At 70.4% G+C, this 23913-nt stretch carries 24 protein-coding genes and 2 pseudogenes; 9 read left to right on the top strand and 17 right to left on the bottom strand.

Annotated features, from left to right (window positions below):
- Window positions 1-180: 180 nt before the first annotated feature.
- The 5 genes and pseudogenes from ACFYW8_RS39945 to ACFYW8_RS39965 all read right to left on the bottom strand — a co-directional run bounded on the left by ACFYW8_RS39945 (window position 181) and on the right by ACFYW8_RS39965 (window position 2665).
- On the bottom strand, window positions 181-354 hold the full coding sequence (locus tag ACFYW8_RS39945; protein WP_365878575.1) for a hypothetical protein: 174 nt from the start codon (window positions 352-354) through the stop codon (window positions 181-183).
- Between the two features lie 26 nt (window positions 355-380).
- The gene (locus ACFYW8_RS39950; RefSeq protein WP_365878677.1) at window positions 381-737 is read right to left on the bottom strand and encodes a PRC-barrel domain-containing protein; all 357 of its coding nucleotides are present in this window, start codon (window positions 735-737) and stop codon (window positions 381-383) included.
- 111 nt (window positions 738-848) lie between these two features.
- Window positions 849-1043: pseudogene (locus ACFYW8_RS39955) on the bottom strand (aminoglycoside phosphotransferase family protein); the annotation flags it as partial.
- A gap of 105 nt (window positions 1044-1148) precedes the next feature.
- A complete protein-coding gene (locus ACFYW8_RS39960; RefSeq protein WP_389090678.1) occupies window positions 1149-1595 on the bottom strand; it encodes a GNAT family N-acetyltransferase in 447 nt (148 codons plus the stop codon).
- Between the two features lie 143 nt (window positions 1596-1738).
- Window positions 1739-2665, bottom strand: coding sequence for a helix-turn-helix transcriptional regulator (locus ACFYW8_RS39965; RefSeq protein ID WP_389090683.1), 927 nt, complete (start codon window positions 2663-2665; stop codon window positions 1739-1741).
- 699 nt (window positions 2666-3364) lie between these two features.
- Between ACFYW8_RS39965 and ACFYW8_RS39970 the strand changes: the two genes are divergently transcribed.
- Window positions 3365-4216, top strand: coding sequence for an aldo/keto reductase (locus tag ACFYW8_RS39970; RefSeq protein WP_365878679.1), 852 nt, complete (start codon window positions 3365-3367; stop codon window positions 4214-4216).
- A 32-nt stretch (window positions 4217-4248) separates the two neighbouring features.
- Complete coding sequence (locus ACFYW8_RS39975; RefSeq protein WP_389090689.1) at window positions 4249-5148, top strand: DUF427 domain-containing protein; 900 nt, start codon at window positions 4249-4251, stop codon at window positions 5146-5148.
- Here ACFYW8_RS39975 and ACFYW8_RS39980 read toward each other — a convergent pair.
- From ACFYW8_RS39980 to ACFYW8_RS40000, 5 genes are all read right to left on the bottom strand, one after another.
- Window positions 5073-6473, bottom strand: a complete 1401-nt coding sequence (locus ACFYW8_RS39980; protein WP_389090694.1) for an FAD-dependent oxidoreductase — start codon at window positions 6471-6473, stop codon at window positions 5073-5075. The two genes, ACFYW8_RS39975 and ACFYW8_RS39980, sit on opposite strands and share 76 nt — an antisense overlap.
- A gap of 258 nt (window positions 6474-6731) precedes the next feature.
- Entirely contained in the window at window positions 6732-8042 is a 1311-nt protein-coding gene (locus tag ACFYW8_RS39985; protein ID WP_389090699.1) for a DUF6545 domain-containing protein, read from the bottom strand.
- 223 nt (window positions 8043-8265) lie between these two features.
- Window positions 8266-9444, bottom strand: coding sequence for an MAB_1171c family putative transporter (locus ACFYW8_RS39990; protein ID WP_389090704.1), 1179 nt, complete (start codon window positions 9442-9444; stop codon window positions 8266-8268).
- Window positions 9445-9447: 3 nt separating this feature from the next.
- On the bottom strand, window positions 9448-10002 hold the full coding sequence (locus ACFYW8_RS39995; protein ID WP_389090708.1) for a toxin-antitoxin system, toxin component: 555 nt from the start codon (window positions 10000-10002) through the stop codon (window positions 9448-9450).
- Between the two features lie 377 nt (window positions 10003-10379).
- On the bottom strand, window positions 10380-11948 hold the full coding sequence (locus tag ACFYW8_RS40000) for an alpha/beta fold hydrolase (protein ID WP_389090710.1): 1569 nt from the start codon (window positions 11946-11948) through the stop codon (window positions 10380-10382).
- Window positions 11949-12047: 99 nt separating this feature from the next.
- Between ACFYW8_RS40000 and ACFYW8_RS40005 the strand changes: the two genes are divergently transcribed.
- On the top strand, window positions 12048-12962 hold the full coding sequence (locus ACFYW8_RS40005; protein WP_365878587.1) for a MerR family transcriptional regulator: 915 nt from the start codon (window positions 12048-12050) through the stop codon (window positions 12960-12962).
- Between the two features lie 98 nt (window positions 12963-13060).
- On the opposite strand, the gene ACFYW8_RS40010 is transcribed toward ACFYW8_RS40005, so the two are convergent.
- The 3 genes from ACFYW8_RS40010 to ACFYW8_RS40020 all read right to left on the bottom strand — a co-directional run bounded on the left by ACFYW8_RS40010 (window position 13061) and on the right by ACFYW8_RS40020 (window position 14347).
- Complete coding sequence (locus tag ACFYW8_RS40010) at window positions 13061-13618, bottom strand: pyridoxamine 5'-phosphate oxidase family protein (RefSeq protein ID WP_389090716.1); 558 nt, start codon at window positions 13616-13618, stop codon at window positions 13061-13063.
- A 221-nt stretch (window positions 13619-13839) separates the two neighbouring features.
- Window positions 13840-14097, bottom strand: a complete 258-nt coding sequence (locus ACFYW8_RS40015) for a hypothetical protein (protein WP_365878590.1) — start codon at window positions 14095-14097, stop codon at window positions 13840-13842.
- Window positions 14098-14107: 10 nt separating this feature from the next.
- Window positions 14108-14347 (bottom strand): hypothetical protein, encoded by a 240-nt coding sequence (locus ACFYW8_RS40020; protein ID WP_365878592.1) that lies wholly within the window; start codon window positions 14345-14347, stop codon window positions 14108-14110.
- A gap of 336 nt (window positions 14348-14683) precedes the next feature.
- On the opposite strand from ACFYW8_RS40020, the gene ACFYW8_RS40025 reads away from it, so the two are divergent.
- Window positions 14684-15451, top strand: a complete 768-nt coding sequence (locus tag ACFYW8_RS40025) for a hypothetical protein (protein WP_389090724.1) — start codon at window positions 14684-14686, stop codon at window positions 15449-15451.
- A gap of 235 nt (window positions 15452-15686) precedes the next feature.
- Here the strand turns inward: ACFYW8_RS40025 and ACFYW8_RS40030 are convergent, their stop codons facing one another.
- Both ACFYW8_RS40030 and ACFYW8_RS40035 read right to left on the bottom strand, forming a co-directional pair.
- Window positions 15687-16946, bottom strand: coding sequence for an MFS transporter (locus ACFYW8_RS40030; RefSeq protein ID WP_389090727.1), 1260 nt, complete (start codon window positions 16944-16946; stop codon window positions 15687-15689).
- A 172-nt stretch (window positions 16947-17118) separates the two neighbouring features.
- Window positions 17119-17270, bottom strand: a pseudogene (locus tag ACFYW8_RS40035) (RNA polymerase subunit sigma-24); the annotation flags it as partial.
- 320 nt (window positions 17271-17590) lie between these two features.
- Here ACFYW8_RS40035 and ACFYW8_RS40040 point away from each other — a divergent pair.
- From ACFYW8_RS40040 to ACFYW8_RS40055, 4 genes are all read left to right on the top strand, one after another.
- On the top strand, window positions 17591-18430 hold the full coding sequence (locus ACFYW8_RS40040) for a hypothetical protein (RefSeq protein WP_389090732.1): 840 nt from the start codon (window positions 17591-17593) through the stop codon (window positions 18428-18430).
- A gap of 448 nt (window positions 18431-18878) precedes the next feature.
- Window positions 18879-19931 (top strand): hypothetical protein, encoded by a 1053-nt coding sequence (locus tag ACFYW8_RS40045; protein WP_389090736.1) that lies wholly within the window; start codon window positions 18879-18881, stop codon window positions 19929-19931.
- Between the two features lie 178 nt (window positions 19932-20109).
- Window positions 20110-20610, top strand: coding sequence for a GNAT family N-acetyltransferase (locus ACFYW8_RS40050; RefSeq protein WP_389090740.1), 501 nt, complete (start codon window positions 20110-20112; stop codon window positions 20608-20610).
- Between the two features lie 461 nt (window positions 20611-21071).
- Complete coding sequence (locus tag ACFYW8_RS40055; protein WP_365878604.1) at window positions 21072-21503, top strand: hypothetical protein; 432 nt, start codon at window positions 21072-21074, stop codon at window positions 21501-21503.
- Between the two features lie 111 nt (window positions 21504-21614).
- Here the strand turns inward: ACFYW8_RS40055 and ACFYW8_RS40060 are convergent, their stop codons facing one another.
- Together ACFYW8_RS40060 and ACFYW8_RS40065 are read right to left on the bottom strand one after the other, a co-directional pair.
- Window positions 21615-22220 carry a hypothetical protein gene (locus ACFYW8_RS40060; RefSeq protein WP_389090746.1) on the bottom strand — a complete coding sequence of 202 codons (606 nt, stop codon included), beginning with the start codon at window positions 22218-22220 and terminating at the stop codon, window positions 21615-21617.
- A 367-nt stretch (window positions 22221-22587) separates the two neighbouring features.
- A complete protein-coding gene (locus tag ACFYW8_RS40065) occupies window positions 22588-23550 on the bottom strand; it encodes an NAD(P)H-dependent flavin oxidoreductase (protein ID WP_389090750.1) in 963 nt (320 codons plus the stop codon).
- Between the two features lie 222 nt (window positions 23551-23772).
- On the opposite strand from ACFYW8_RS40065, the gene ACFYW8_RS40070 reads away from it, so the two are divergent.
- Window positions 23773-23898 carry a hypothetical protein gene (locus ACFYW8_RS40070; RefSeq protein ID WP_389090754.1) on the top strand — a complete coding sequence of 42 codons (126 nt, stop codon included), beginning with the start codon at window positions 23773-23775 and terminating at the stop codon, window positions 23896-23898.
- The last annotated feature ends 15 nt before the right edge of the window (window positions 23899-23913 follow it).

The raw sequence follows: 23913 nt of genomic DNA on the forward strand, positions 1-23913 counted from the left end.
TGCTCCGAGACGGCACCTTCTACGAACCCCGCCTCCCCGAAACCACCCCTGCATGACCAGCACGGCCTTGACGAAGGACATAGAGGCACCCCCCCCCGGGGCCGCCGGAGAAGGGGACCGGCCCCGAGCGCCCGATGCCGGGGCTCCGGTGCAGGAGCGCCCGATGCAGGACGTCCGGGCTCACCGGGCCGTGCGGTGCTTTCGTCCGCCGCGGCGGAAGCGCATGCCGGCGTAGGCCAGATCGGCGATCAGGACGAAGCAGCCGATGATGAACAGGTAGAACAGCCCGTGGGCGGCGAATCCGATGATGCCCAGCACGAGGGCCACGAGGATCAGGAACAGGAACAGGTTCATCGGCTCTCCCGGCGGCTTGCGGCGGATCAGCGACGGGCGAGACGGCGTTCGCCCTTGACGCCCGGTGTGTATTCGAGTGCGTAGTGTGCGAAGACTCCCGGCTCGTCCGTGGCGGGCAGCACGCCGTCCGTGTCGATGGCGGGGGCCCTCTTCACCAGGTTCTTGTCGTGAGCGACCTTCAGGTAGCCCGGCCCGACGGTCGCGCCGTCAAGGGGAACGAACACCAGGCGACGGCGCGTGGGCAGTCCCACGGTCACCGTGGCGAAGGAAGGACTGTCGGTCGCCGTGTCGACGTAGACGGACTCCAGGACCCCGATCTTGTGACCACCGGGATCCACCACGCTGTGACCACGCCATTCGCGGATGTCACCTGCCTCGAACATCATGAACCTCCACAGAGGAGGTACCCCCGATCGCCGGCCTGATGCCCTGGGTACCCCTGTCGACCCGCTGGAATCCGCGGCCGACGCTCCGGAGCGAGGCGGGACCGGAGCGAGGCGGGAGACGTAGTCGCCGTGGCGATTCGGATGGAGCCGCGGTGAAGCGATGCCCAGGCTCTCCGCGGCGTGCGGTAGCGCGGCCTCCCGGCGGGCCTGATCGGCGTCACAGCCGAAGAGGAGTTCCTTGACCGCCCACGAGGAGCCGCGTCCGGACAGCTTCCAGATCTGGCCCAGTGCGCCGCGGGTGACCAGGTCGCCCGACAGGTCGCGAGGCCGCTCGCGTGAGAATGCGGGCCAGTTCACAGGGCGAAGCCCAAGTCGGCCTACTTCTTCACCGGGAAGGTGCTTCGCCGGTCAGCGGTCGGCGAGATCGCGCACCATGAACACGTCCACCGGATCCTCTGCCTCAACCGTGAACCCGTGCCGCTCGTAAAGCCGTTGAGCCGGACTGCCCTGCAGCACGTTGAGTCGTATCGGGACACCAAGGCGATCACACCGCTTCAGCAGTTCGCTCAGCACACCCGAACCGATTCCGCTGCCCTGAAGATGTGGGGCGAGGTAGAAGTGTTCGAGCCAGTGGCCGTCCTCGGCCGCTCGCAGGGCCACGCAGCCGGCCAGCGTGCGACCGACCTCGATCACCCAGGTGTGGGCCGGGTCGAAGCCGTCCCGCAGCCGTTGCCGCACGCGGTGCGGGTCGTACCGCCCGAGCCTCTCCAGATCCGCCCGCAGCACCACGGCACGCAACTCCGCCACCGCCTCGACGTCTCGAAGCGACGCCGGCCGAAGATCCCAGTCCGCCATGATGATCACGCTACCGCGCGGGGGCTCCTCCCGGCGCGAGTCGCGGACGACCTGCCCGCCGTGGGCCTGCTGTCCTGCCGGCGGCGCGGTCGAGAAGGCCGGCTCCGGTACGCCGTCGTCGAGTTCGCCCCCCGTCGAGGATGTCAGTGCTGTCGGCGAATCGAGCCCGGGTCCGACGGCGCGGTGTGCGGTGCCGGCTCGGCTGCCGTCATGTCGAGCAGGAGCAGGGCGTCGTAGTCGGGGGTGCCGGGTTCGGCCGTGTAGACGCCGAGGCGTTGGCCGGGTGTGCCCTCCAGGTGCATGGACTGGGGGACAAGGCTGATCGTGCCGACGTGCGGGTGGCGGAATGTCTTGTGCCCGGTTTTGAGACCGGTCACCTCGTAGCGCTCCCAGAGCCCCGCGAACTCGGGGCTCTTGAGCAGGAGTTCGCCGACGAGGTTGGTCAGGTCGGGGGCGTCGGGCGCGGTGCCGGCCGTGGCGCGCAGCCGGGAGACGCAGGAACGCACCAGGGTGTCCCAGTCGGGGAACAGGCCGCGGGCGGCCGGGTGGAGGAAGAAGTAGCGGGCCAGGTTGCGCTGCTTGGCGGGCCAGTCCTCCAGGCCCGCGTACAGCGCGAGGCCGCCGGGGTTCCAGGCGAGGAGGTCCATGCTGCGGCTGACGACGTAGGCCGGGTTGGGGCGTATCGCTTCGAGCAGCAGTCCGAGGTGGGGGCGCACGGTCCGGCTCGGCGGGGGCGGCGGTTCGGGGGCGTACCGCGCGGCTCGGGCGGCCAGCTCGCGCAGGTGCTGGTGCTCCCGGTCGTCGAGCCGGAGGGCGCGGGCGAGGGAGTCCAGGACGGCGGGGCTGGGGCGGGTCTCCTTGCCGCGCTCCAGGCGTACGTAGTAGTCGATGCTGATCCCGGACAGCGTCGCGAGCTCCTCCCTGCGCAGCCCCGGAGTCCGGCGCAGCCCGGTGCCGACGGTGAGACCGACCTGCTCCGGTTTGGTCTGCGTGCGTCGGGCCCGCAGGAACCGGCCGAGTTCCACGCCCTCGCTTCCGCCGCTGCTGGTGGGGGTGCGCTCAGGTGCCATGGCTTCAGTGTCACACCGCGCCGACCTGCCCGGCGGCGTGATGGGGGGCCCTGCCATTACCCCCGGAGAGCCCGGCCTGCCACCGGGACGGAATCCGCGCGAGGGTGGATCCATGCCCCCGCGGAGCCCGTGAGCCCAGGGGCAGTGCGGGCCGGGAACCGGAATCAGTGCCCAGTACGCCCCAGCCCGCGAAAGCCGGGGCCGGAGCGGTGCCAGGACCCCCACAGCGGGCGCGGGCCGGGCGAGCGGGCCACAGTGGAACCGCTGGAAGGAGAGGAACCGGAGAGAGCGAATGCGCCATATCGAGCTGCGTGACCTGGATGTCTCCCGGATCGGGCCCCGTGCGATCCGGGATGCCCCACGGCTACACCGACTCCGGAACCGACGAGGAGGAGTCCATCCGTACGCTGCACAGGGCCCTGGAACTGGGGATGACTGACCGCGAGAGCGACAGCGACCGACCGTCAGTGCCACCACCGCCCCGCCACTGCGACCGGGGCAGCGACCAACCGTCAGTGCCACCACCGCCCCGCCACTGCGACCGGGGCAGCGACCAACCGTCAGTGCCACGGCCACCGCCCTGCCACTGCGACCGCTACCAGGGCCGCTGTCTTCGCGGTCCGGCCTGAGCGACCGCAGACCGGCCGACTCCCACGGCCCGACTCCCACGGCCCACCCGAACAGCAAGGAAAGATCTCCATGCAGACCGTCACTCTCAACAACGGTGTCCAGATGCCCATCCTCGGCTTCGGCGTCTACCAGATTCCGCCGGAGCAGACCGAGCAGGCAGTCACCGAAGCCCTCGCGGCGGGATACCGGCTGCTCGACACCGCCGCCGCCTACGGCAACGAGGAAGCCGTGGGCCGTGCCGTCAAGAAGAGCGGCATCCCGCGTGAGGACCTGTTCGTCACCACCAAACTGTGGGTCCAGGACGCACCGGCCGAGGAGAATGCCCAGCGTGCCTTCGACGCCTCTGTGCGCAAGCTCGGCCTGGACTACCTCGACCTGTACCTGATGCACCAGCCGTACGGCGACGTCTACGGCCAGTGGCGCGCCATGGAGGCTCTCAACCGTGAAGGCCGTGCCAAGGCGATCGGTGTCGCCAACTTCTACCCCGACCGTCTCGTCGACCTCGTCCTGAACAACGAGATCACGCCCGCGGTCAACCAGATCGAGACCCACCCCTTCTTCCAGCGCACCGCCGACCAGGACCTCATGCGCGAGCACGGTGTGCAGATCCAGTCGTGGGGCGGATTCGCCGAAGGCAAGAACGACCTGTTCACCGACGTGCTGCTGAGCGAGATCGGTGCCCAACATGGCAAGTCCGTCGCGCAGGTCGTTCTCCGGTGGCTGACCCAGCGCGGTGTCGTCGCGATCCCCAAGTCGGTCCGTGCCGAGCGCATGGCGGAGAACATCGACATCTTCGACTTCGCGCTCACCGACGACCAGATGGCCGCCATCGCCACCCTGGAGACCGGCACGTCGCTGTTCTTCGACCACCGCGACCCGAAGATGGTCACCTGGCTCGCCAAGCGACGCCCGACCGACTGAGGCGGTGAGCCCGAGCCGAAGGAGAGACAGTCATGACGACGTTCCCCACCGCGCGAGCCGTCCGGACAACCCCGGAGGGCCTCCTGTGGGAGCCCAGCGAACGCTGGGTGCGCGGCCGCACCGGCGAGGTCACCGTCGTGGACAGTCGACATGCCGTCCTCGTGTGGGAGCCGGCGGTACCGGTTCCGCTGTACGCGTTCCCTCGCGAGGAGATCCGCGAGGACCTGCTCCGCCCCGCGAAGAATCCCGCGACGGGCACGCACACCGGATCGCGGATCTTCTACGACCTCGAACTCGACGGCGAGCTCGTGGAGAACGCGGCGTGGACGTTCCCCGCCGCCGACCTGGCCGGCCATATCGCGTTCGAGTGGTTCCGGCGCGTCGGACGCGGTCTGGAGCACTGGTACGAGGAGGAGGAAGAGATCTTCATCCATCCTCGCGACCCGCACAAACGAGTGGACGCCATCCCCAGCAGCCGCCATGTCAGGGTCGAGATCGACGGCACACTCGTCGCCGACACCCACCGTCCGGTCCTGCTGTTCGAGACCGGGCTGCCGACGCGGTTCTACATTCCGCGCGAGGACGTCCGCCTGGACCTGTTCGTACCCACCGAACACAGCACCGGGTGTCCCTACAAGGGCACGGCCGAGTACTGGTCGAGGCGGGGTGGGGACGGCGTCCCGCCGAACGTCGTCTGGAGTTACCCGGAGCCGCTGCCCGCCGTGGGTGCGGTCAAGGGACTCCTCGCGTTCTACAACGAGGTCGTGGACATCACCCTGGACGGCGAAGCCCTGGAGCGTCCCGTCACACCGTTCACCAGGACGCCGGCGGAGCAGCCGCCGCCCGCCGCACCCGTTCAGGTGGCGACGGCCCCGCGTTCGTGCTCCGTCAGCGGCGGGCCTTCCAGAGACGGTTCCTTCCGGCCGAGGTAGACAAGGGCGAGCATGTCGGGCATCAGCAGCCGGGCCGGGGATCGTTCCATGCTCATCACGTCCAGCAGGATGCGCAGGGCGTGCGGGTTGCGTGAGCCGGCGTCGACCGCCCTGTCGACGAACGCCGCGAGGGTCTTTTCGAGGCGGGTGGGAGGCTGGTCGCTGGCGCCCGGGTAGAACACATCCTGGCCCACGGCCAGACTCCAGGCGTTCTCGACGGGACGCGCCGCGGCCTTTTGGATACGCCGAGCCGTGCCGGGTGCGCCGATGTGCCGCTGCCGCAGGACGTGGCGCAGGGCGATGACGCTCTGTGCGGCGGCGCTCAGCCCGTGGCCGTACACAGGGTTGTAGCCCGCGACCGCGTCACCGAGTACGGCGAAGCCGTCGGGCCAGCGGACGGCCTTCTCGTAGTAGCGCCGCCTGTTGGCTGTACTGCGGGTGGTGATGACGTCGGTTTCGGGCTCGGCGCCGGCCAGCAGTTCGCCGATGATGGGGTGAGGCAGGCTCAGGGCGAAAGGCAGGAATTCGTCGTTGTCGCTGCTGGGCTGTCCGCCGCGGGTTCCTGAGAGGGTCACGAGCCATCGGCCCTCTTCTATGGGGGTGATGATGCCGCCACGACCGGGGACTTGGCGGGGATCGGCCTGGACATTGACGATGGGGAAGCCGTCAGCGGTGCTGCCGGGTGCGCGGTACACCCGGCTGGCGTAGCCGGTGCCGGTATCGACGGACCGCTCCTCGATCGGTGGGAGTCCGAGATCCTTCAGCCAGGTGGGGGCACGGCTCGCCCGGCCGCTCGCGTCGATCACCAGGTCGGCCGGGATGGATCGCTCGGACCGATCCGCCCGGATGCTGACGCCGGTCACCCGCTCTCCGTCGCCCTGAAGGGCGAGCAGTTCGGTCTCCTGGAGGAGGGTGATGCGTTCGTCCCGCAGCACTCGGGCGCGTATCACGGCGTCGAGGAGGTCGCGGCTGCACAGCAGGTTGGTGTGGCGGCCATGGCTGAACCGGCGGAACCACTGGCCGGACGGCGCCTTGGACACCAAGTCGGCCATGATGCGAGGTGTGTTGGCGCCGCGGGCGACGAGCTGCGCGATGATGCCGGGCAGGAGGTCGTCGAGGGCCTTCACACCGCCGGACCACAGGATGTGGGCGTGGCGGGCCTGCGGCAGTCCCTTGCGGGGCTGTGGGCCGTCGGGAAGCACATCGCGTTCAATGATCCGAACGTCTGCGAAGTCGGCGAGCACGGCTGCGGCGAGCATGCCCGTCATCCCCCCACCGATCACCACCGCGGTGCGACGGGAGGCAGTTCTGGCAGACGATGGCATAGCGTGCACTCATTTCTCTTACGGGAGACGGCGAAAGTCGGAATTGCTCAGCCATACGAGACAGCGGCATCCGGCGCGACCGGGTCGCTCGGGTTTGCCGGGGCGGACGTGCCCGCAGGCCGATATGGCGTCCTAATCTTCAGTGAAAGAGGCGGAGTTGACCACCACGCGTCGCGCGTCGTCCAAGGGCCGGTGGACCGGGGGGCGTACCCGGTGGGGCGCCGGTGGCCGGTGAGGGGCACGCCGTCCCGCCGTTCGCTACTCCTGCCGGGTGGCCTGGACGGCGGCGTGGTGCCGTGCCTTGGCCACGATCGGCGACGACGACAACGCCCGCGAGAGACGCACCATCAGTTGCGGTCTCGAGAGAGACTGCAGCGCACCCGCTCTCGCCGGTACCTCGGCGCCGCCGTTGCGCAGAACGTGCACACGGGCCGCGGCCAGCATCGCAGCCTCGGCCACCAGCGCGGCCTGGTGGGCAACTTGTTCGGGTACGCCGTCAGTTGCGGGCGTCGTCGTCGGCGTCGTCGGCGTCTGCGGTCCTGCGCGGAAGGGCTGCGTGACCACACCGGCTGTCGACCGCAGAAACGTTCGTACTCCGGAAGTGCAGGCGGGGGTATATGACGCCACCGCCTCTGTGTACGCGGTCGTGCGCACCTGGTCATCGAGATAGGGCGAACAGGCCAGGAAGCCGTCCCAGATCGCGATCTCCTGTCGTGCCAGCCGCACGACGGGCGGATCCCACCAGCGGATGATCCCCTCTGCCGGCGCACGCAGCGTCCGCATCTCGCTCCACAGAGGCTTCAGCAGCCGGTAGCGCCTCCAGGCGCGGAGATTGTCAACCGCCGGCGGCCCGACCCTGGGTATGGCGAAGCCGCAGGCGCAGGTGATGCCGGCGAGCATGACCAGAGGAGGGGAAACATCGGTGGAGAGGAAATCCCAGTCGGCGCCCGCCCAGCGTGCTGCCATGGCCGTGTACTTGGCGACCTGGTAGCCCACGTCGAACGTCAGGCCGACGACGAGCAGGACCAAGCCCGCGCGGGTCACGCCGTGAACCTCGCGGAGCCAGCTCACGCTCATCACCGCGAGGGCGATGGTGGCGGCTGTGTGCGCGACCATGTACAGCAGAATCATTTCGCGCATGTAGGGCGTGGCGGCGTAGTAGGTGTCCAAATCCTGGGCCCGTTCCACGGGCACGTCCGCCTGGGCGAACAGGACCCAGATGCCGGCGATCACCATCCCGTACACGGCCAGTACGAGCCGGACGGCATGCCGTCGGGCATCCGGCGGCCCGCCCTTCCAATTGATCATCAGTATGAGGTAGGCCGCGCTGAGCGCGGTCATGCCCGAGTAGACGAGCGGGGCGCTGAAGTTCGCCACACCGGTCGTGTCGTTGACGAACCGGATCGTGGGTGGGGCGGACAGGATGCACGCCGAGGAGCCGGCCAGAAGGATCGCGCCGCTCGACGCGATGAGTGAGTCCCGCCAGGCTTTCGGGCCTGCCGACAGCTTCAACCCGGCGGCCAGCAGGAGGAGGACGCCGGGAACGTAGAAGACGATGCCGCTGTCCACTAGCCCGCCACTCCTTCGCGGGAGGCGGCCGGGCTCCGCCGTCCGGCCGGTGGTCGCGGCGCCGCGACCCGTCGCGGCGGGCGTGGTGGGGGCGGCGCGGCGGCACGGCACATACGACGGCCGGTGGCTCGCTGGGGCGGCCACCCTGATGGTCGGCCGGGAAGGACGGGGCGACTGCGTAACGCCGCGTGGAGAGTTGGGAGGGTGCGGAGAGCGGAGGGAGTCATGCCCGGTTTCCTTCGTCGACTTCGGCCGCGGCGCGGGCTGCCGCGACGATGGGGGACGACCTCAGAGCGCGTGCCACACCCATCAAGGTGGTCCGTGCCGCGAGACCGGCGCAGTGGTCGAACGCGTCGGCAGGGGCGCAGGTGCCGTCGGGCTGGGCGTGGACGGCAACAGTGATCATCGCGGCGAGGCCGATGCGTGAGGCGTCCTCGCTGCCATGGCCCGCGGACCGGGCCGCTGTCTGCGCGCGTGAGCGAACCCGGTCGTCGAGATGAGGGCGGACGAGGTTCAGTCCGTCCTGGATGCCGGCCTCACGCTGGGTGAGCCGTACGGAGCACGACGAATACCAAGGGATGGGGGCGACGAGCGGGCTGTTGGGGGAGGCACTGCTGAGTTCATGCCACAGGGGACCGAGCCGCCACCAGGTGACCACGCCGTGCCAGAGCCGGACCACCCGCGGGCCCAGCAGCGGCACGGTGAATCCGATGGCGGCGATCGTGGCGGCCAGACCTGCGAGGCCGGGGGCCAGGATGGTGCTCAGAACGTCCCAGTCCCCGCCGGTCCACCTCGCCGCCACCGCGATGATCTTCAGAGTGCTGAACGACAAGTTCAGCAGCCAGGCCGCGACGAGGAGCCACAACCCGGCCCGTAGCCAGCCGTGGACCTGCAGCGCCCAGCGCCAGCACATGGCCGTGGTTGTCACCGCGGCGGTCACATGGCCGAGCAGGTACAGCGCGATCATCTGCCCTATCCACGGCGTGGTGGCGTAGTAGGTGTCAAGATCTGTACGCCGCTCGACGGAGGCGTCTCCCATCATGAACAGGACGACGAGCAGCGTGATCAGGATGACGTAGCCGATCTGCCACCTTCGAGCCAGACGCCGCACATGGCCGGCCGGCCCGCCGCGCCAGTGAAGGATCAGCAACAAGCAGGAGGCGCTGTAGGCGCTGACGATCGCGTAGTCGAGGGGAGCGGCGAGATTCGGGATGCCGCTGGCGTGGTTCACGGCCGCGACAGTGGGTGGGGCGGCGAAAACGAATCCGGCGCCGCCCAGGAAGATGACCCAGCAAACCGACCGGATCAGCGGGTCACGCCAGGCGCGCACCAGATCAGGCATTTTAGCCGCGAGACCGCCCCACAGGGCGAGCGCGGGCAGGTAGTAGGGGGAGTCGACCACGGTTCAGGCCTTGGACCGGCGGTGTCCCAGTGAGGCCCCGATCCGGCCCGCGACCTGGGTCCGGTCCGCGGAGGGGCCGCCGGGCTCTCCCTCCAGCCAGATCCGCAGATGCGTCACCGCCCGCAGTGCGAAGGTTTCGGCTTCCTGCTCCGAGCGTTCGTGGAACTCGGTACGCGCGGCCATGGCCCGTACCGCCTGATGAAGGTCGGCCCGACCGTCCAGCGCTCGTGCCGCGGCGGAGACGCCCGCCGAGTGGTGGCCGCAATCCCCCTTGATCATGTGCCAGACCTCGTGGCAGATGATCGCAAGCTTGTGGACCGGCGCCGCACGTTTGTCGACGACGATGATGTCGTACTCCGGCATGTCGAGCCATAAGCCGGTGGCGGTGCGGTGCGGGAACTCTTCCTTGAGGAGGATGACCTGACGGCCCCTGATTTCGGACACCCTGTCGATGAGCGCGGCGAACAAGGTGTCCGGGGTCGTGGGAACGGGAAGTCCCAGTCCGTCGGTCAGTTGGCCGATCAGGTTTCGCATCTCCTTGGCTTTGCCTGTACGCACCGCTCTCCCCGCGAAGCTCAGCATGAGCACCGTGGCACGGCGCCTGTCGTTCCACCTGGCCGGAACACCCAACTGAAGGCGTTTGGGCTCGTGTCGATACCGGCGCAACCCCACAGTCACACGAACGGGACGCGCTCGAACACGTCCAACTCGGCACACAAATATCTCAAACCAGGTCCCCCTCTGCCACACCATGCCCCGCGAAGCGTAGAAGCTGAGGGGGGCTGAAATACCGATCAGACCGGAAATGGCCTGATCTTGCCCTGGTGCCCTGGTGCCCTGGTGCCCTGGTGCCCTGGTGCCCTGGTGCCCTGGTGCCCTGGTGCCCTGGCGCCGACGCCCGGTGAGGCGTCGGCGCCAGGGCGGTCGATGATGCCTCAACCCCTCAGGTGCCCGAGCACGGACCGCACCGCGCGTTCCACGGCGCGGCGCGCCTGCTCGGTGTGGTGCGTCGTCTCGAACCCGTGGTGGCCGAGGGGTACGTCGACCACCTCGACGTCGCCGCCGCACTCCTTGGCGGCGGCAAGGAACTCCTCGACAGTCGCCGCGATCTCCGCGCGCTCCAGTTCCACCCGGGTCAACACGATCGGCAGCCGTCCCGCGGTCCGTACAGCGACCGCCGGGCGGAACCGGGAGCCGACGAGTCCCCAGTTCGGCAGCGGTGCGAGGACCGGGTAGGTCGCGGCCACACACCGCAGCCACGGTGGGGGCGCCGCGAGCCAGTCCGCCGACAACAGCCCGCCGGCGGAGAAGAACCACAGGGCCACGCGGTCCGCGTCGACGCGCGGATCAGCCCGTACGAGGTCGACCGCTTCGGCGAGGTCATCGGCGGCCCGTCCGTAGTCGGAGAGATCGTGCAGCCCATGGTCCAGCGTCACGCCGACCGCTCCCGTACCCGCCACGTAGCGGGCGTAGCCCAGGAACCCCGGCCAGTCGCGTGGAGTCGGCCGCACGTCGGGGTGGACCGGGCCGCCGTGTACGAACACCACCGCCGGCCACGGACCTCCGGCCCGGGCGAGGCCGTCGGAGATGTCGGCGGAGCGGTTTTCGGCGCGGTTTTCGGTGCGGTCGTCGGGGAGGTGGAGATCGACCCGTCCGATCCGCTCGCGGTGCCGCTCCGGTACGTCGATCAGGAACGGACGAAGGTGCGCCGGTTGTTCGCGGACTGCCGCGGTCACCCGGTGTCCTTCACCCGCGGCGGCCCGGAGCAGTACGTCGGCCACTTCGCCGGGACGGGAGAGCATCGGCCAGTGCCCGGTGTCGAGCTCGAAGAAGCTGACCCGAGGCTCGGCGAGCACCTGGAAGCGGGGGTCCCCCAACCCCACCAGGCCCTCGACCATCGCGATGCTCGAACCGTTGCCGGTACACAGGACACCGGTCGTCGGCAGCGCGGACACCGCTCCCGACAGACGGAGCGGCTGGGTGAGCGTGCCCACCGGCTGTGGGACGGCGTTCTCCGCCAGCCGTGCCAGTGCGGCCGACGGGAGTCCGGCGACGCTGCCCCAGCGCTGCCAGCCCTCATGCGGCGGCGGAGGGATCAGCCGTTCGTCCTCGGCCGCACCGGCCCCGTGCGACAGCCGGTCGCGGATCGCCTCGTCGGGCATCAGGGTCAGGGCCCGGTCGCCGTGCCGGGGCATGCCCGCGTCCAGGTGGACGATCCGGGCGATCCGCCGCGGACGACGGTCGGCTGCGCCGAGTACGGGGTAGATGCCGTAGCAGTGACCGACCATCACCACCTCGGGCGCGTCCACCTCGTCGATCAGCCGCAGCAGGTCGTGGACATGCGTCTCCAGGTTCGTGTCAGGTCCCGCGGGCCGGCCGCGGCCGTCCATGCCGGTGAGCGTCACCGGATACGCCTCCGCCCCCGACTCCCTCAGCCGGGCAGCCACTTCCTGCCAGATCCAGCCGCCGGTGTGGGCGCCCGCCACCAGGATGAATGCCGTCATCGCCGTCTCCTCGCACACGGTGGTCCGCGGAGCCCGGCCGTACCGGTGCCCCGCGCTCGCCGGTACGGTAGGAACTCCCCCTGAGGGAGGTTCAAGTCCGTGTCCCCCGACAGCATCTGGAGCATCGGAGAGCTCGCCGAGCGCGCGGGCGTCACCGTCAAGACGGTCCGCTTCTATTCGGACCGGGGTCTTTTGCCCGAAGGTGCCCGCAGCACCGGCGGCCACCGCCGGTACGGGCCCGAGGCTCTCGACCGGCTCCACCTGATCCGCTCCCTGCGCACCCTCGACCTGCCGGTTCCCGACGTGGGACGGATCCTCGACCAGGAGGACACACTGGAGGACGTCGTCGCGGGGCAGCTGCGGCAGATCGGCTCGCGCCTCACCGCCCTCCGCTGGCAGGAGGCGGCCCTCCAACTGCTCCAGGACTGCGCCCCCGAGGAACGTGCCGCTCGGCTGCGGCTGATCGGTGACGTGTCCGTCCCGCCCAGCACGGCGCCACTGGCACGCTTCTGGCGGCGCTGGCTGCCGCCACGGCTCCCGGCCCGGCTTGTCTCCGCCATCGTCGACCACTCTGTTCCGCGGCTCCCCGAAGGCCCGACGCCGGCCCAGGTGCTGGCCTTCACCCGGCTGCACGCCTTCGTCTCTGCCCCCTGCCCCGGCACGGGTAACGGCCAGCCCGCGGCACACCGGCCCGACGGGGGCCGTCCCGCTGTTCTCTACGACGGTCTCGTCGAGGCGTACGCGCTGGCATCGCCGCAGTTGCGGGCGGAGCGGCCGCCGCACGCGGGCGAGGCACTCGACTGCTTCGTCTCCGCCTACGCCCGCTCACGCGGCGCGCGGGACACGCCCGCCTTTCGCCGCGGACTCAGCGGGGTGCTGGCCGCGGACCCCCGTATCGACCAATACTGGAAACTGACCGCCGAGATCACCGACTCGATGGAACCGACCCCCGGCGCCACCCACGACTGGCTCCGCGCCGCGCTCGACGACCAGACGGCCCGACCGGCGGACTGAAGAGGGCCCGACCGGCGGACCGAACCACGCCGCACGGTCGAACACCGGTCCGTCGGCCGGGCGTCCTCGGATCCGCCGGCCGCAGGGAGCCCCGTCGCTCAGAACGTCCACCGCGTATGGGTGTAGACCCCGTCGTCGCGACCGAAGCCGTACGCGGTGGCCGGGGCCACCGCGAACACCACCACGTCCCCTTTTCGGAACGCGTCCCCGATGCCGTGGAAGGTGCCCTCCGGCGAGGTGATGTGCGCCCCGTACTTCGCCTCGTACGCCGCGATCACCTTCTCCAGCGTCGCCGGATCGGCAACTGGCTCCGCCTTGCCCTCGATCACGAGGTCGAGCCCTTCGGTGAGCGAGTTCCCCCCGGTGGTCAGCGCGCAGTGGGCGTCATGAGCGAGGTTCTTCGCCTTCTGCTCCCCGGTACCGGTGGAGAAGTACAGCACCCCGTCGTGCCAGGCGGCGATCACGGGAGTGACGTGCAGTCGATCGTCGGGCCGCACCGTCGACAGCCAGAAGATCTCGGCGGCCTTCAGCAGCCGCTGGGCTTCGGCCCACTCGGTGACGGTGGCGCCCGCGGCACCCGGGCGGGGATTCAGCGCGGAGCTGTAGCGGGCATCGAGTTCGGCGGTGGGTTGCCTCGCGGATTCCTCGGTGGGCATGGTGGATCTCCCTTCCACTTCCTGACGGCGACTTCCTGACGGCGACTTCCTGATGAAGACCGGTCGCCCGCCCCGAAATCATCGCCGCGCCTGTTCGTTCATCTGTCCGCGCGTCCGGTCAGGATCAGTTCGTGAGGAACGCGGGGCGTGCGTCCGGGGTGAGGCGGGCCGGTGCGGTCGGGCCCGCACAGCGGCTTCGGGCGGGAAGGGCCACGGCCTGATCAGGAAGCGACCATGGCGTTCAGCCCGTAGTCCAGCTCCGAGCCGTCGACCAGCACCGCCTCGACCGTGCGTGTACGGGGGTCGATGTCGGCCACGATCCCCTCCCCGGCGTAGCGCGGGTAGCCCGTTTCGCCTGTCTCGCCGGTAGCTTCGACGACGGCCGATCGCACAGCCGAGTCCTGCGCGGAGACAGAGTCCTTGTTCTCGACGTATTCGGGGACCAGCAGGACGGTGAAGCGCTGAGACTCGGTAGTCATGCTCCGCAATCTAAGTGCCTCTCGCGGCGCCCGTCTCGTAGGCGCACGGCAGGTCTTCGCACACCGACTCCGGCGGCTGGAAGGCCGAGGCGTGACCTGAAAGGCCGTGCACCGGGCCACGGAATCGCTGGGGACGTTCGCCGCTGCCGCGCTCGCCCCGCCTGCGCTGCCCGCCCCACCCGGCACGCGGGTCCGCCGAGCGGGCGACGGCGGTGGGATGCGGCGCGTCATGGGGGAAGGCATCGATCATGCCGCCGACCTCCTCGCCGCCCGAACCCACGACAGTGTCCGCGCCATGGGACGGGTGCCCGTCGTACCAGCGGCGCGGCGTCGCGTCCGAGCGGCGGCAACCGTTTCCGCAGGCGGTTCGGCGACGCGCCGACCGTCGAGAACAGATGGGCGAATCGTGAAGCGCACGACAACGGAATCACGAACGCGCGAGACTTTGAGCGGTGATGGCCGCAGAGGGGGCTGGGCCAGGCGGCTTGCGGCCATCGCGGGGGTCTTCGTGCTCTGCGCGCTCCCCGCCGGACCGGCGGGTGCGACAGAGGATGATGGTCCCTCACCGGCCAGACCACCTCTGTTCGTGTCCGACTACGGCAACGACCGCGTGGTGAGAGTGCCGGCGAACGGGGACGGTCAGACCACACTCCCTCTCAACGGCGTAGTGCGCCCGACCGGTCTGGCGTGGGACGCCGCCCGCGAGCTCTACGTCTCCGACACGGGCAACAACAGAGTGGTGAAGCTGGAGGCGAAGGGCGGGGAGCGGTCCACCGTCCCCACCGTAGGCCTGTCACGCCCGCTGGGCCTCGCCGTCGACACCCGCGACAACCTCTACATCGCGGACAGTTTCAACGACCGCGTGGTGAAGGTCCCCTCCGATGGCAGCGGACAGACGACCGTCCCCACCACGGGACTGGTCCACCCCTGGGGCCTGGCCCTCGGCACCGGTGGGGACCTGTACATCTCCGACTTCGTCAACAACCGGGTCGTGAAGGTCGCCGCGGACGGCGGCGGTCAGACCACGGTCCCCACCGTCGGCCTGTCCCAACCGACCGGAGTGGCGCTGAACGCCGCCGGGGACCTCTACATCTCGGACAGCGGCAACAACCGCGTGGTGAAGGTGTCCGCGGGCAGCGGCACGCAGAGCACGGTGCCCACCACCGGTCTCGGCGGCCCGCTCGGCCTCGCCCTGGACGGCCGCGGCTGGCTCTACGTGGCCGATGGACTCAACAATCGGGTGGTACGGGTCCGGGAGGCCGACGGAGGACAGGACACGCTTGTCGCTTCCGGCCTCGACACCCCGACCGGTGTCGCGTTCCCGCCGGTCGACAAGCTGCCCGGCGAGCACTGACCACCACGACGCGGAAGAGCGGGCTGCTGAGGCTGCCGACCGGGTCGCGACGGGGTGGTGCGGGGTGGCGCGACCCGGTGGGCCGGGACGGGCCGGACGGAGCAGAGGCCGGGACCGGCGGCCCGGACCGTTGCGCTGAAGAGGGTTCGTCCCCACTCGCCGGGCGGCAGACGTCACGCAGGACCGGGGTGTCGACGCGGCCGCGTACGTCGCGGTGTGTCCGGTACGGGGGCGATCACGGGCTGGACAGACAGGGCGTCGACGCGGCGTCGGGGAAGGACCCGCCGCGCAGTTCCGGCGTCTTCGCGCCGACCAGGGCGACAGCGAACAGGCACAGGAGCCCGCCGCTGACGAGCGCGGTCGCCCCCGAGGCCCAGCCGGCGACCACACCGCCGCGCAGGTTGCCGAGGTTGGGGCCGGCGTGGCCGACGATCTGCTCGGCCGCCGTCACGCGGCCCAGCAGGGCGTCCGGCGTGTGTGTCTGCACGATCGTGCTGCGCGAGATCACCGAGACGGAGTCGGCGGCCCCGGCGAGGACGAGGAGTCCGAGTCCGGTCCACGGATCGTGGATCAGACCGAAGGCCGCGAGCGCCGCTCCCCAGATCGCCGCACCGCAGAGCATCACCGGCCCTGGACGCCCGAGCCGCGTGACCGTGCCGGACAGCGCGGACGCGGAGATGCCGCCGACGGCCATCGCGGACAGGAAGAGCCCCAGGGTGCGCGGACTGCCTCCGAATCGTTCGGCGTTGACCAGCGGGAAAAGGCTGGTCGGCATCGAGAGCACGGTGGCGGCCAGGTCGGTGATCAGGGCGCCACGGACCGCCCGGTGCCCGGCCAGGAAACGGAGGCCGTCCAGCACCCCGTGCAGTCCGGCCCGGGACGGTTCACCCGCGGGCGGCAGAGAGGGCAGGCCGAACGCGCCGTAGAACGCCAGCCCGAAGGAGAAGGTGTCGACGAGGTAGCAGGGCCCGATGCCGACCCAGCCGAGCAGGATGCCGCCGAGCGCCGGACCGGCGAGCATCATCGCCTGGCCGGTGACCTGCTGGAGCGCCAGCCCCGCCGCCACCTGGTCCTTCGGCAGCAGCCTCGGCACGAACACGCCCGCCGCGGGACCGCCGACCGCCGAACAGCATGACTGTGCGGCGACCAGGCCGAGCACGCCCACCACGGGAACGTGCCCGGTGAAACCCTGCACCGCGAGCAGCAGCGAGACGGCCGCCTGACCGACGGTGGCGAACAGGAAGATGCGCCGACGGTCGCCACGGTCCGCCCACGAGCCGGCGAACAGCCCGAACACCACCATGGGCAGCGCCTGCGCCAGCCCCACCGCGCCGGTCCAGACCGTGCTGTGCGTCATGTCCCAGACCTGGTACATGACGGTGACCATGGTCATGAAGCTGCCCAGCACGGAGACGGTCCGACCGATCAGCAGCCGTCTGAAGGCGGGAGACGTACTCAGCGGCCGAACGTCGATCAGGGTTCGGGCGAGACTCATGAGGGTCGGTGGGGTGCGCGGGGGTGGTTCACGTCGCGGAGAGTAGCGGGCGTGCCCTGGCCAGGGCGAATCGTTTTGACCGCAGCCGTCGCCGCTGGTTCCGCGCCGAGATCAGCGGTGGCGCACCGCGGCCCCGGTGCCGGAAGCACTCCCGGCAGACGGACGTACCGCGTCAGTCCGCCCGGCGGAGGGCCCGCCGCACCTCCCGGTCGCGGCCCAGGCGTCGGCCCAGGCGTCGGCGACCGGCCCGAGGCGGCCGGGCCTGTCAGGATTGAGCACCGTGCGGATGGCCTGGGTCCGCCCATCGACCACATCGGGGGCAAGGCCTCGACGAGTGAGTGTTTGAGTACCTGAGAAGTGCAGGACAAGGCAGCCATGGAGCGCTTGAGGGAGAGCGCCTGGAGCGGCTGCGAGAGCCGTTGTCAGAGGCAGTTGGCAAGATCGTGGCCATGAATGTCACTCCTGTAACTCCGCCACGGCCGCTCGATGTTGCCGCGGTTTTTCCTCAACTGGTCCCACTGGCACGCACGGCCACCCGGTTGCACCCCCGCCCCGGGGCGCCGACGTGGTACGACAGCTCGATCGGCGGGCCACTGCTGTGGCCCGCCGACGAAGCATGGCCCCACTGCGAAGGCCCTCATGAAGTGGACGGAATCAACCCGGCCCTGTCCCCGGCGGACGTGCGGCTGGAACGACGGATCCATGCCGCCTCACGCGGCAGGGAGCTGACCCCGCAGGAACGAGAGACCCTCCAGCGCATCCGGCCCCCTCGGAAGTATCCGGTGAGGCTGGCGGTCCAGCCGTGCGACGGCCCCATGGCGATGCTGCCCGTCGCGCAACTGTACGCACGGGATGTGCCCGATCTGCGCACGCCTGAAGGAACGGACCTGCTCCAGGTCCTGTGGTGCCCCTTCGACCATCCGATCATGCCCAGGACCGCACTGTTCTGGCGGTCGGCAGCCACCATCACCGACATCCTCAGCACACCCCCCGAACCACCCGCGATGCAGTTCGACAGCTACCTGCCCGAGCCGTGCCTGCTCCACCCGGAACAGATCACCGAATACCCCGACCACCTGGAACTGAGTACGGAACTGCAGGAGCAGCTGAGGCAGTGGAACGTGCCACAGGCGGACGAAGAAGATATGTACCCGCAGACGTACTACGACTGTGTGCTGTCCAACGCACCCGGCTGGAAGGTCGGCGGCTGGCCCGCCTGGGACTCCACCGACCTCACCCCGCAGCACTGCACTGAATGCGGCACGAGGATGGAAGTCCTGCTGACCATCGCCACGTTCGAAGAAGGGGACGACGAAGGGCGCAGCTGGTCCCCGTACGAGAACCCAGTTGCTGAACCGTCCCCCGGCTTGGCTCACTTCGACACCAACCAGCCCACCGCGGTCCAGATCGGCAGAGGCTACAGGCAGCACCTCTACATCTGCCCGGCGGCGCCCGAGCATCCGCACATCGAATTGATGACGTGATCCATCGCCCCCTTGTGAGTTCGGAAGGTCGGCTTGCCGCCGGCGCAGGTGACGCACTCCGCGAGCGACCTGGGACGGGAACAATCGAGTGGCGGCGACCAAAGGCTTGGTCTGCAGTCCGGCGGGTCCGGCTTCCATGAGCGAGACCCGGACCAGGTCGCGAGGTCCCGTCGGCGGCGGCCTCCTCGTGGTAGTCAGTGGCTACACCCCTTGAGACGAGGCAGCCCGGCTTCCCGTGACCTGAACGAACGCGGCCCGCGTCTCGTCATCGTCGGCCTGCGACGGCCGACGGAGCGCGTACGGTCGAGGAGCTTCGAGGGCGGCCGGGGCCGGTCGCTGCCCGACGCCACCGCCACGAGGGTCCGAGGGGGTAAGTCCCGCTCCCTCGGCCGCAGTTGTGCCGATGCCGGAGGTGGCGTTGTCAGTGCCCGACCGCATACTGACGCCCATGCAGATGACCGAGGACTCACTCAGACGCGCCTGGCACCGGACGGCCGCAGGATCAGACCTGCTCGACGACGCCATGCTCCCGGCCACCGGCACATCGGGGGACCAGTACGCACAGCGGGTAGGTGATCCAGGTGGCTTGTTCCTCGTTCTGGACACCGACGGCACCGTGCGCGGCTACCGCAGTCCCCACCAGGAGATATTCGCGACCCAGGATCTCGACCAGGTGCTGTACTTCGCCGCCGAGGAAGCGGTCCGTCATCTCGCCGAGTACATCGCGGCCCGCTCCCCGGGGCACGGTCCGGTCGCCAACCTCGTCACCGGACAGGCCGAGATGCTCGACGGGATCAACCCCGCGTGGGGGCGTAGATTCCGCAGCGGTGGCATGGACGCGACGAAGCCCGCGCGGCCGTGCGGACGTGACCCGCTGGAACGTCTCGCCTGGCTCGCCCACAGCTGGCGGGACCAGGATCCCTACACCAACCTCGAATTCTTCCGCGGCGAGGGGATCAGCGCCGAAAGGATCGCCCTCCTCTACGGAGCCGACCCCGAACAGATCGCCGCCGGGACACGCCTGTCCGACCTGCGCGGCGCGGACGATCCCGGTCGCGACCCCTGGGAATCCGCCTGGGAGTCTTTCTGCTTCGGGCAGTCGGGCGAGTGGGCCTTCGTGATGTACCACGACACACCGAGTGGCGCCGAGGGCGACAGCGCGGCTCTCTCACGGCTCGGGGTAACGGAGACGGTGCGGTTGAGCGCCTGCGCCGCGAAGGCGCTCTACACGTTCACGTACATACGCGACGGCCGGCTCGTGGCCGACGACCGGGGCAGTCCGGAACTGATCTGGTACGACCGGGGCCGCACCCCCTACTACCGGGGTGGCCGGCTCGACTTCCTCAACCAGGCCATACGCCGTGCGGAGCTGGACCACCCGGAACTGACCAGCACGTTCGCCCTGTACTTCCACGCTCTGGACGACGCGCTCGGCCTTCAACTGCCGCAGAGGGACATCCAGGAAGGAACGGTCCGGGCAGCACGATGGGCACCGCGGTGACCCAGGCCGGGGATGAGACGGGCGGGTCGGCAGGCGACGGGTGCTTCGCACTGTCGGCGGCTTCGGCGCCCTTGGCGGTGTTCGACCGGTGCTGGTGACACGTCTGTTCACCGCGACGGCGGCCCGCCGCGATGGGGCGGTCCTCACCGTGGTCGGTATGGGTGGCTAGCCTGCCGGGATGTCACCGTTGCAGCTTTCCCCGCTCCGGTTCTCCCCGGAGGAGGTCACCGAAGTCGTGGGCCTCTACATGAGCAACCCGGAGTACTGCCGTGCCACGGGCGAGTACGACCCTGAGCGTGTCCCGGCCGACAGGGTCGAGGCCGATCTGCGGGAGGAAGCGGAGACCGCGGGCTGCGAGGTCCTGCTCGCCCGCGAGGGGCAGGACCGGATCGTCGGCTTGGTGTGCCTGCTCGACCGTCATCCCACCGACGGACACCCGTGGATCGGGCTGCTGCTGGTGCACGGGAGTCTGCGCCGGCACGGGGTCGGCCGACGGCTGGCCGGGCTGATGGAGGAACGCTTCCGCCGCGAGGGGAGGGAGGGCGTCCGGCTGGCTGTCCTGGAGAACAACCCTGCCGCCCTGGCCTTCTGGAGATCCCTGGGCTGGCAGGAGATCGACCGCCGTCCGGACCGCCGGCACCAGCGACCCTGCATCGTCATGCACAAGCAACTGGTCTGAGGGTCGGGTCGTCCTCGCCGTCCTCGCCCAACTCAAAGGCTGACGGGCGCTGTCGGAGGCGTCGCGAGCCGTGGAATTGAGTACGGATACTCACGACGGAGGGCGGGGCGGGCTCCTAGTATGAACTCGATCTTGGAGCGGGGGACGCAGAGGTGGGGGAGGGACTTGTGGGCGAGGACGCGTCAAGGAAGGCCGGACAGTGCCGGTCCGGGCGGCGCGGCAGGGGTGCTCTGACGGCGGCTCTGGTCGTCCTGGCGACGGTGTCGCTCGGCGCCTGCGGTACGGAGCGGGGGGCGACGGGGGCGGCCGGCGGGACCACGCCGCACGAGGGGACCAGCACCACGTCGGCGTCCGGAACGACGCCAGGGCCGGTAATGACGCCGGGGACCGGAACTGCGCCTGCGACAGGTACAACGCCGGGGACCGGGGTCACCCCTGGCTCTCCCGCGGGGTCTCCCTACGTGGAACCGGGAGCCGGCGACGGCGCCCCTCACTACCGGGAGAACAACGGCTTCCGGATCGCGGGTCAGATGTCCGCGGCGAGCGCCAAGGACGCCCAGCGCGAGGCCGCTCGCATCGAACCGGTGCTCAAGCGGCTGTGGCAGCACAAGACGTGGGATCCGAAGACGGTCCGTGCCGCGATGCTCAAGCTCGGTTACCAGGAGGAGCGTTTCGACGCCAACTGGAAGCTGATCGGCGGGACACTGCTGGTCAAGCCGATGGACGCCCGTTTCGAGAACGGCAAGGAGGTCACTCCCGAGGGCGCTCGGGTGGGCCTGCGCGTCCATGACGACGCCTGCGTCACGGCGTTCGTGCAGAAGACCAACTATCAGGTGTCGGCCAACGGCCCCTATCCGGAGGCGGGTTGCTTCGAGCCGCAGGCCGGTCACTGAGAGCCGACGGCCGAGCGCTCTGGCTCGTCGCGATGTCGGCCGAGTGCGAACGGGTCCGTCCGATCGCCTCGATGGCTTGCCCCCTGGTGGGGCAGGTGCGCCGTACGCGCGTCATGGCCGCAGGCCCGCCTGCCTGAGCGTCACCTCGGACAGATCGGCGATGACCTGCTCGTCTCCGCGCCGCCAGGCGTCGGCGAGGCCACCCGGCGGGGCGGGGACCGTGGCGAGATCGCGTTGCCGTCCGGTCAGGGCGCGCAGGGCGAGCAGGTCGGCGCCTCCGGGGGCGTCCAGGAGACGCCGGGTGGTGGCGCTGCGCCGGATCCAGTGCAGGCGCGGCGGCAGCCACAAGAGCAGCACGAAGGCCACCGAGAGGACGATCAGGGCGACCGCCGCCAGTGTGGCCACGCGGCCCACCAGGTCCTCCAGCGACTGTCCGGCGTCGGAGAGACCGGTGGCGGCGTCGGCCGCGGACAGGAGCGGCTTCTTCAGAGAGCCACCGACGAACGGCACCTTCGAGGCCGCGTCGCCGGCGTCACCGAGGCCGCCGGCGAGGCTGTTGCCCGCGCTCTGGGCCTTCCTGCCCGGCTCGGCCAGCAGCAGGATCGCGTCGCGGACGGCCAGGGCGAACCAGACCGCGGCCGCGATCAGGGCCACGGCGATCAGGTCGGCGAGAACCTGACGGCTCCGACGCGCAGGGGTCTGGGCGTAAAGGCGCATGGGCGTGCTCCTGTTCCGTCGATGCCGTGGACCGGCCCAGCCACGTGAGGTGCGGCGGTCGTGATGCCGAGGCTCGGCCGGTCGCGTGCGTACCTGGGAGTGGAAGAGGGTGTCGAGGCGCGGGTGTCCACGGCCCGTGAGCTGAGTCGAAGTGGTCCGAGCGGTGTGGTGCCGGATGCCTACGGGTTGTCACGGGGTGGGTCGGAACGGTTCTTCGGGTCATGGTGGCATTCCGTCGGAGCGCCTACCCGTCTTTCCCGAAGTTGTGCACACGCATGGCGCTGGACGAGGGAGAGACGCTCCTGGCCGTGGCGGACGGGATTCCCGGCCACGGCGTCCCGCTCCCGGCCACGGCGTCCCGCTCCGGTCAGTGCCGTCCCGCTCGGGCCAGGGCGTGGCCGGCCTCAGAGGCAAGGGCGGCGACGAGCTCGGCCGCGGGTGGCAGGTCGGTGACGAGGTCGACGGCCTCGCCCGCCCATACCGGCAGGGCGGGCACCTCGCCGCGTGCCACATCGGCCTCGTAGGCCCTGCGGGTCGCCGAGGGGTCCGCGGCGAGCTCCGCTTCCCGGCCCCTCCACCGGTCGAGGTACGGGTGGTCCAGTGTGCGAGCCGAGTACTTCGACGGCCATCGCGAGCTTCGGACGATGTCGAGGACGCGGTTGCGCTCCGTGTCCTGCCCGCGTCCCTCGACGAGCGCCCTGGCGGTCGCGGGATCGACGAGGGCCTCGGCCGTTGCCTGGAAACGGGTGCCGACGAGCGCCCCGGCCGCCCCCAGGGCCAGGACGGCGGCCACGCCCCGGCCGTCGGCGATCCCACCGGCCGCCAGCACCGGCACTGTCCGGGCCAGGTCCACCACGACCGGTACGAAGGGGAGCGTGGATCGCCCGTGCAGGGCGCCGTGCCCCCCGCTCTCCGTGCCCTGCGCGACGATGACCTCGGCGCCCAGGTCCACCGCCCGCTCGGCCTCCTCCAGATCGGTGACCTGGATGATGACCGCCGCACCGGCGGCACGGACCCGTTCGACGTACGGGCTCGGATCCCCGAAGGAGAACATCACAGCTCCGGGGCCGTATTCAAGAGCCTGCTCGACCACCTCCGCATTGGTGGCCCAGGCCTGGAACCCGACGCCCCAAGGCTTTCCGGCACCCGCCGCGATCGGCAGCTCCCGCGCCAGCCAATCCGGGTCGCCGCCCCCTGCGCCCACCAGGCCGAGGCCGCCGCCGCACGAGACGGCGGCGGCCAGCTCGCCGCCGGCCGATCCGCCCATCGGGGCCAGGGCGATCGGGTGCCGGACACCGAACAACTTCGTGAACGCCGTCGACAAGGTCATGACGGTCATCGTCGCGGTGCTCCGTACGCGCGGGGAAGTGGGCGGGCGCGCCCGGTGCGGCCTTCGCGAGGGGCGGGTCATCCGGGGGCAGGGAGTGCCACGGCTTCGGCGGCACCCTGGGAGCGGACGGCCGGCGCGCGCCGTTCTGGCCGTACGCCGTGGGACTGCTGCTCGCCCCGGCCATGGCCCGGGTGCTGCCGACTCCTCGCCGGCAAGGGCGCCGTGGGTGACCTGGCCTCAGTCTTCGGACTGCTCGGCCCGGCCGCCCTGTTGGTCTCGACCGCGCCGGTGCCCCTCGCCCGCCGCGCGCCGAAGGCGCTGGGCCATCAGGCTGCCGGACAGCTCTGAGGCAGCCTGCCCTGT

The organism is Streptomyces sp. NPDC002742, assembly GCF_042888885.1.
Taxonomy (GTDB): Bacteria; Actinomycetota; Actinomycetes; order Streptomycetales; family Streptomycetaceae; genus Streptomyces.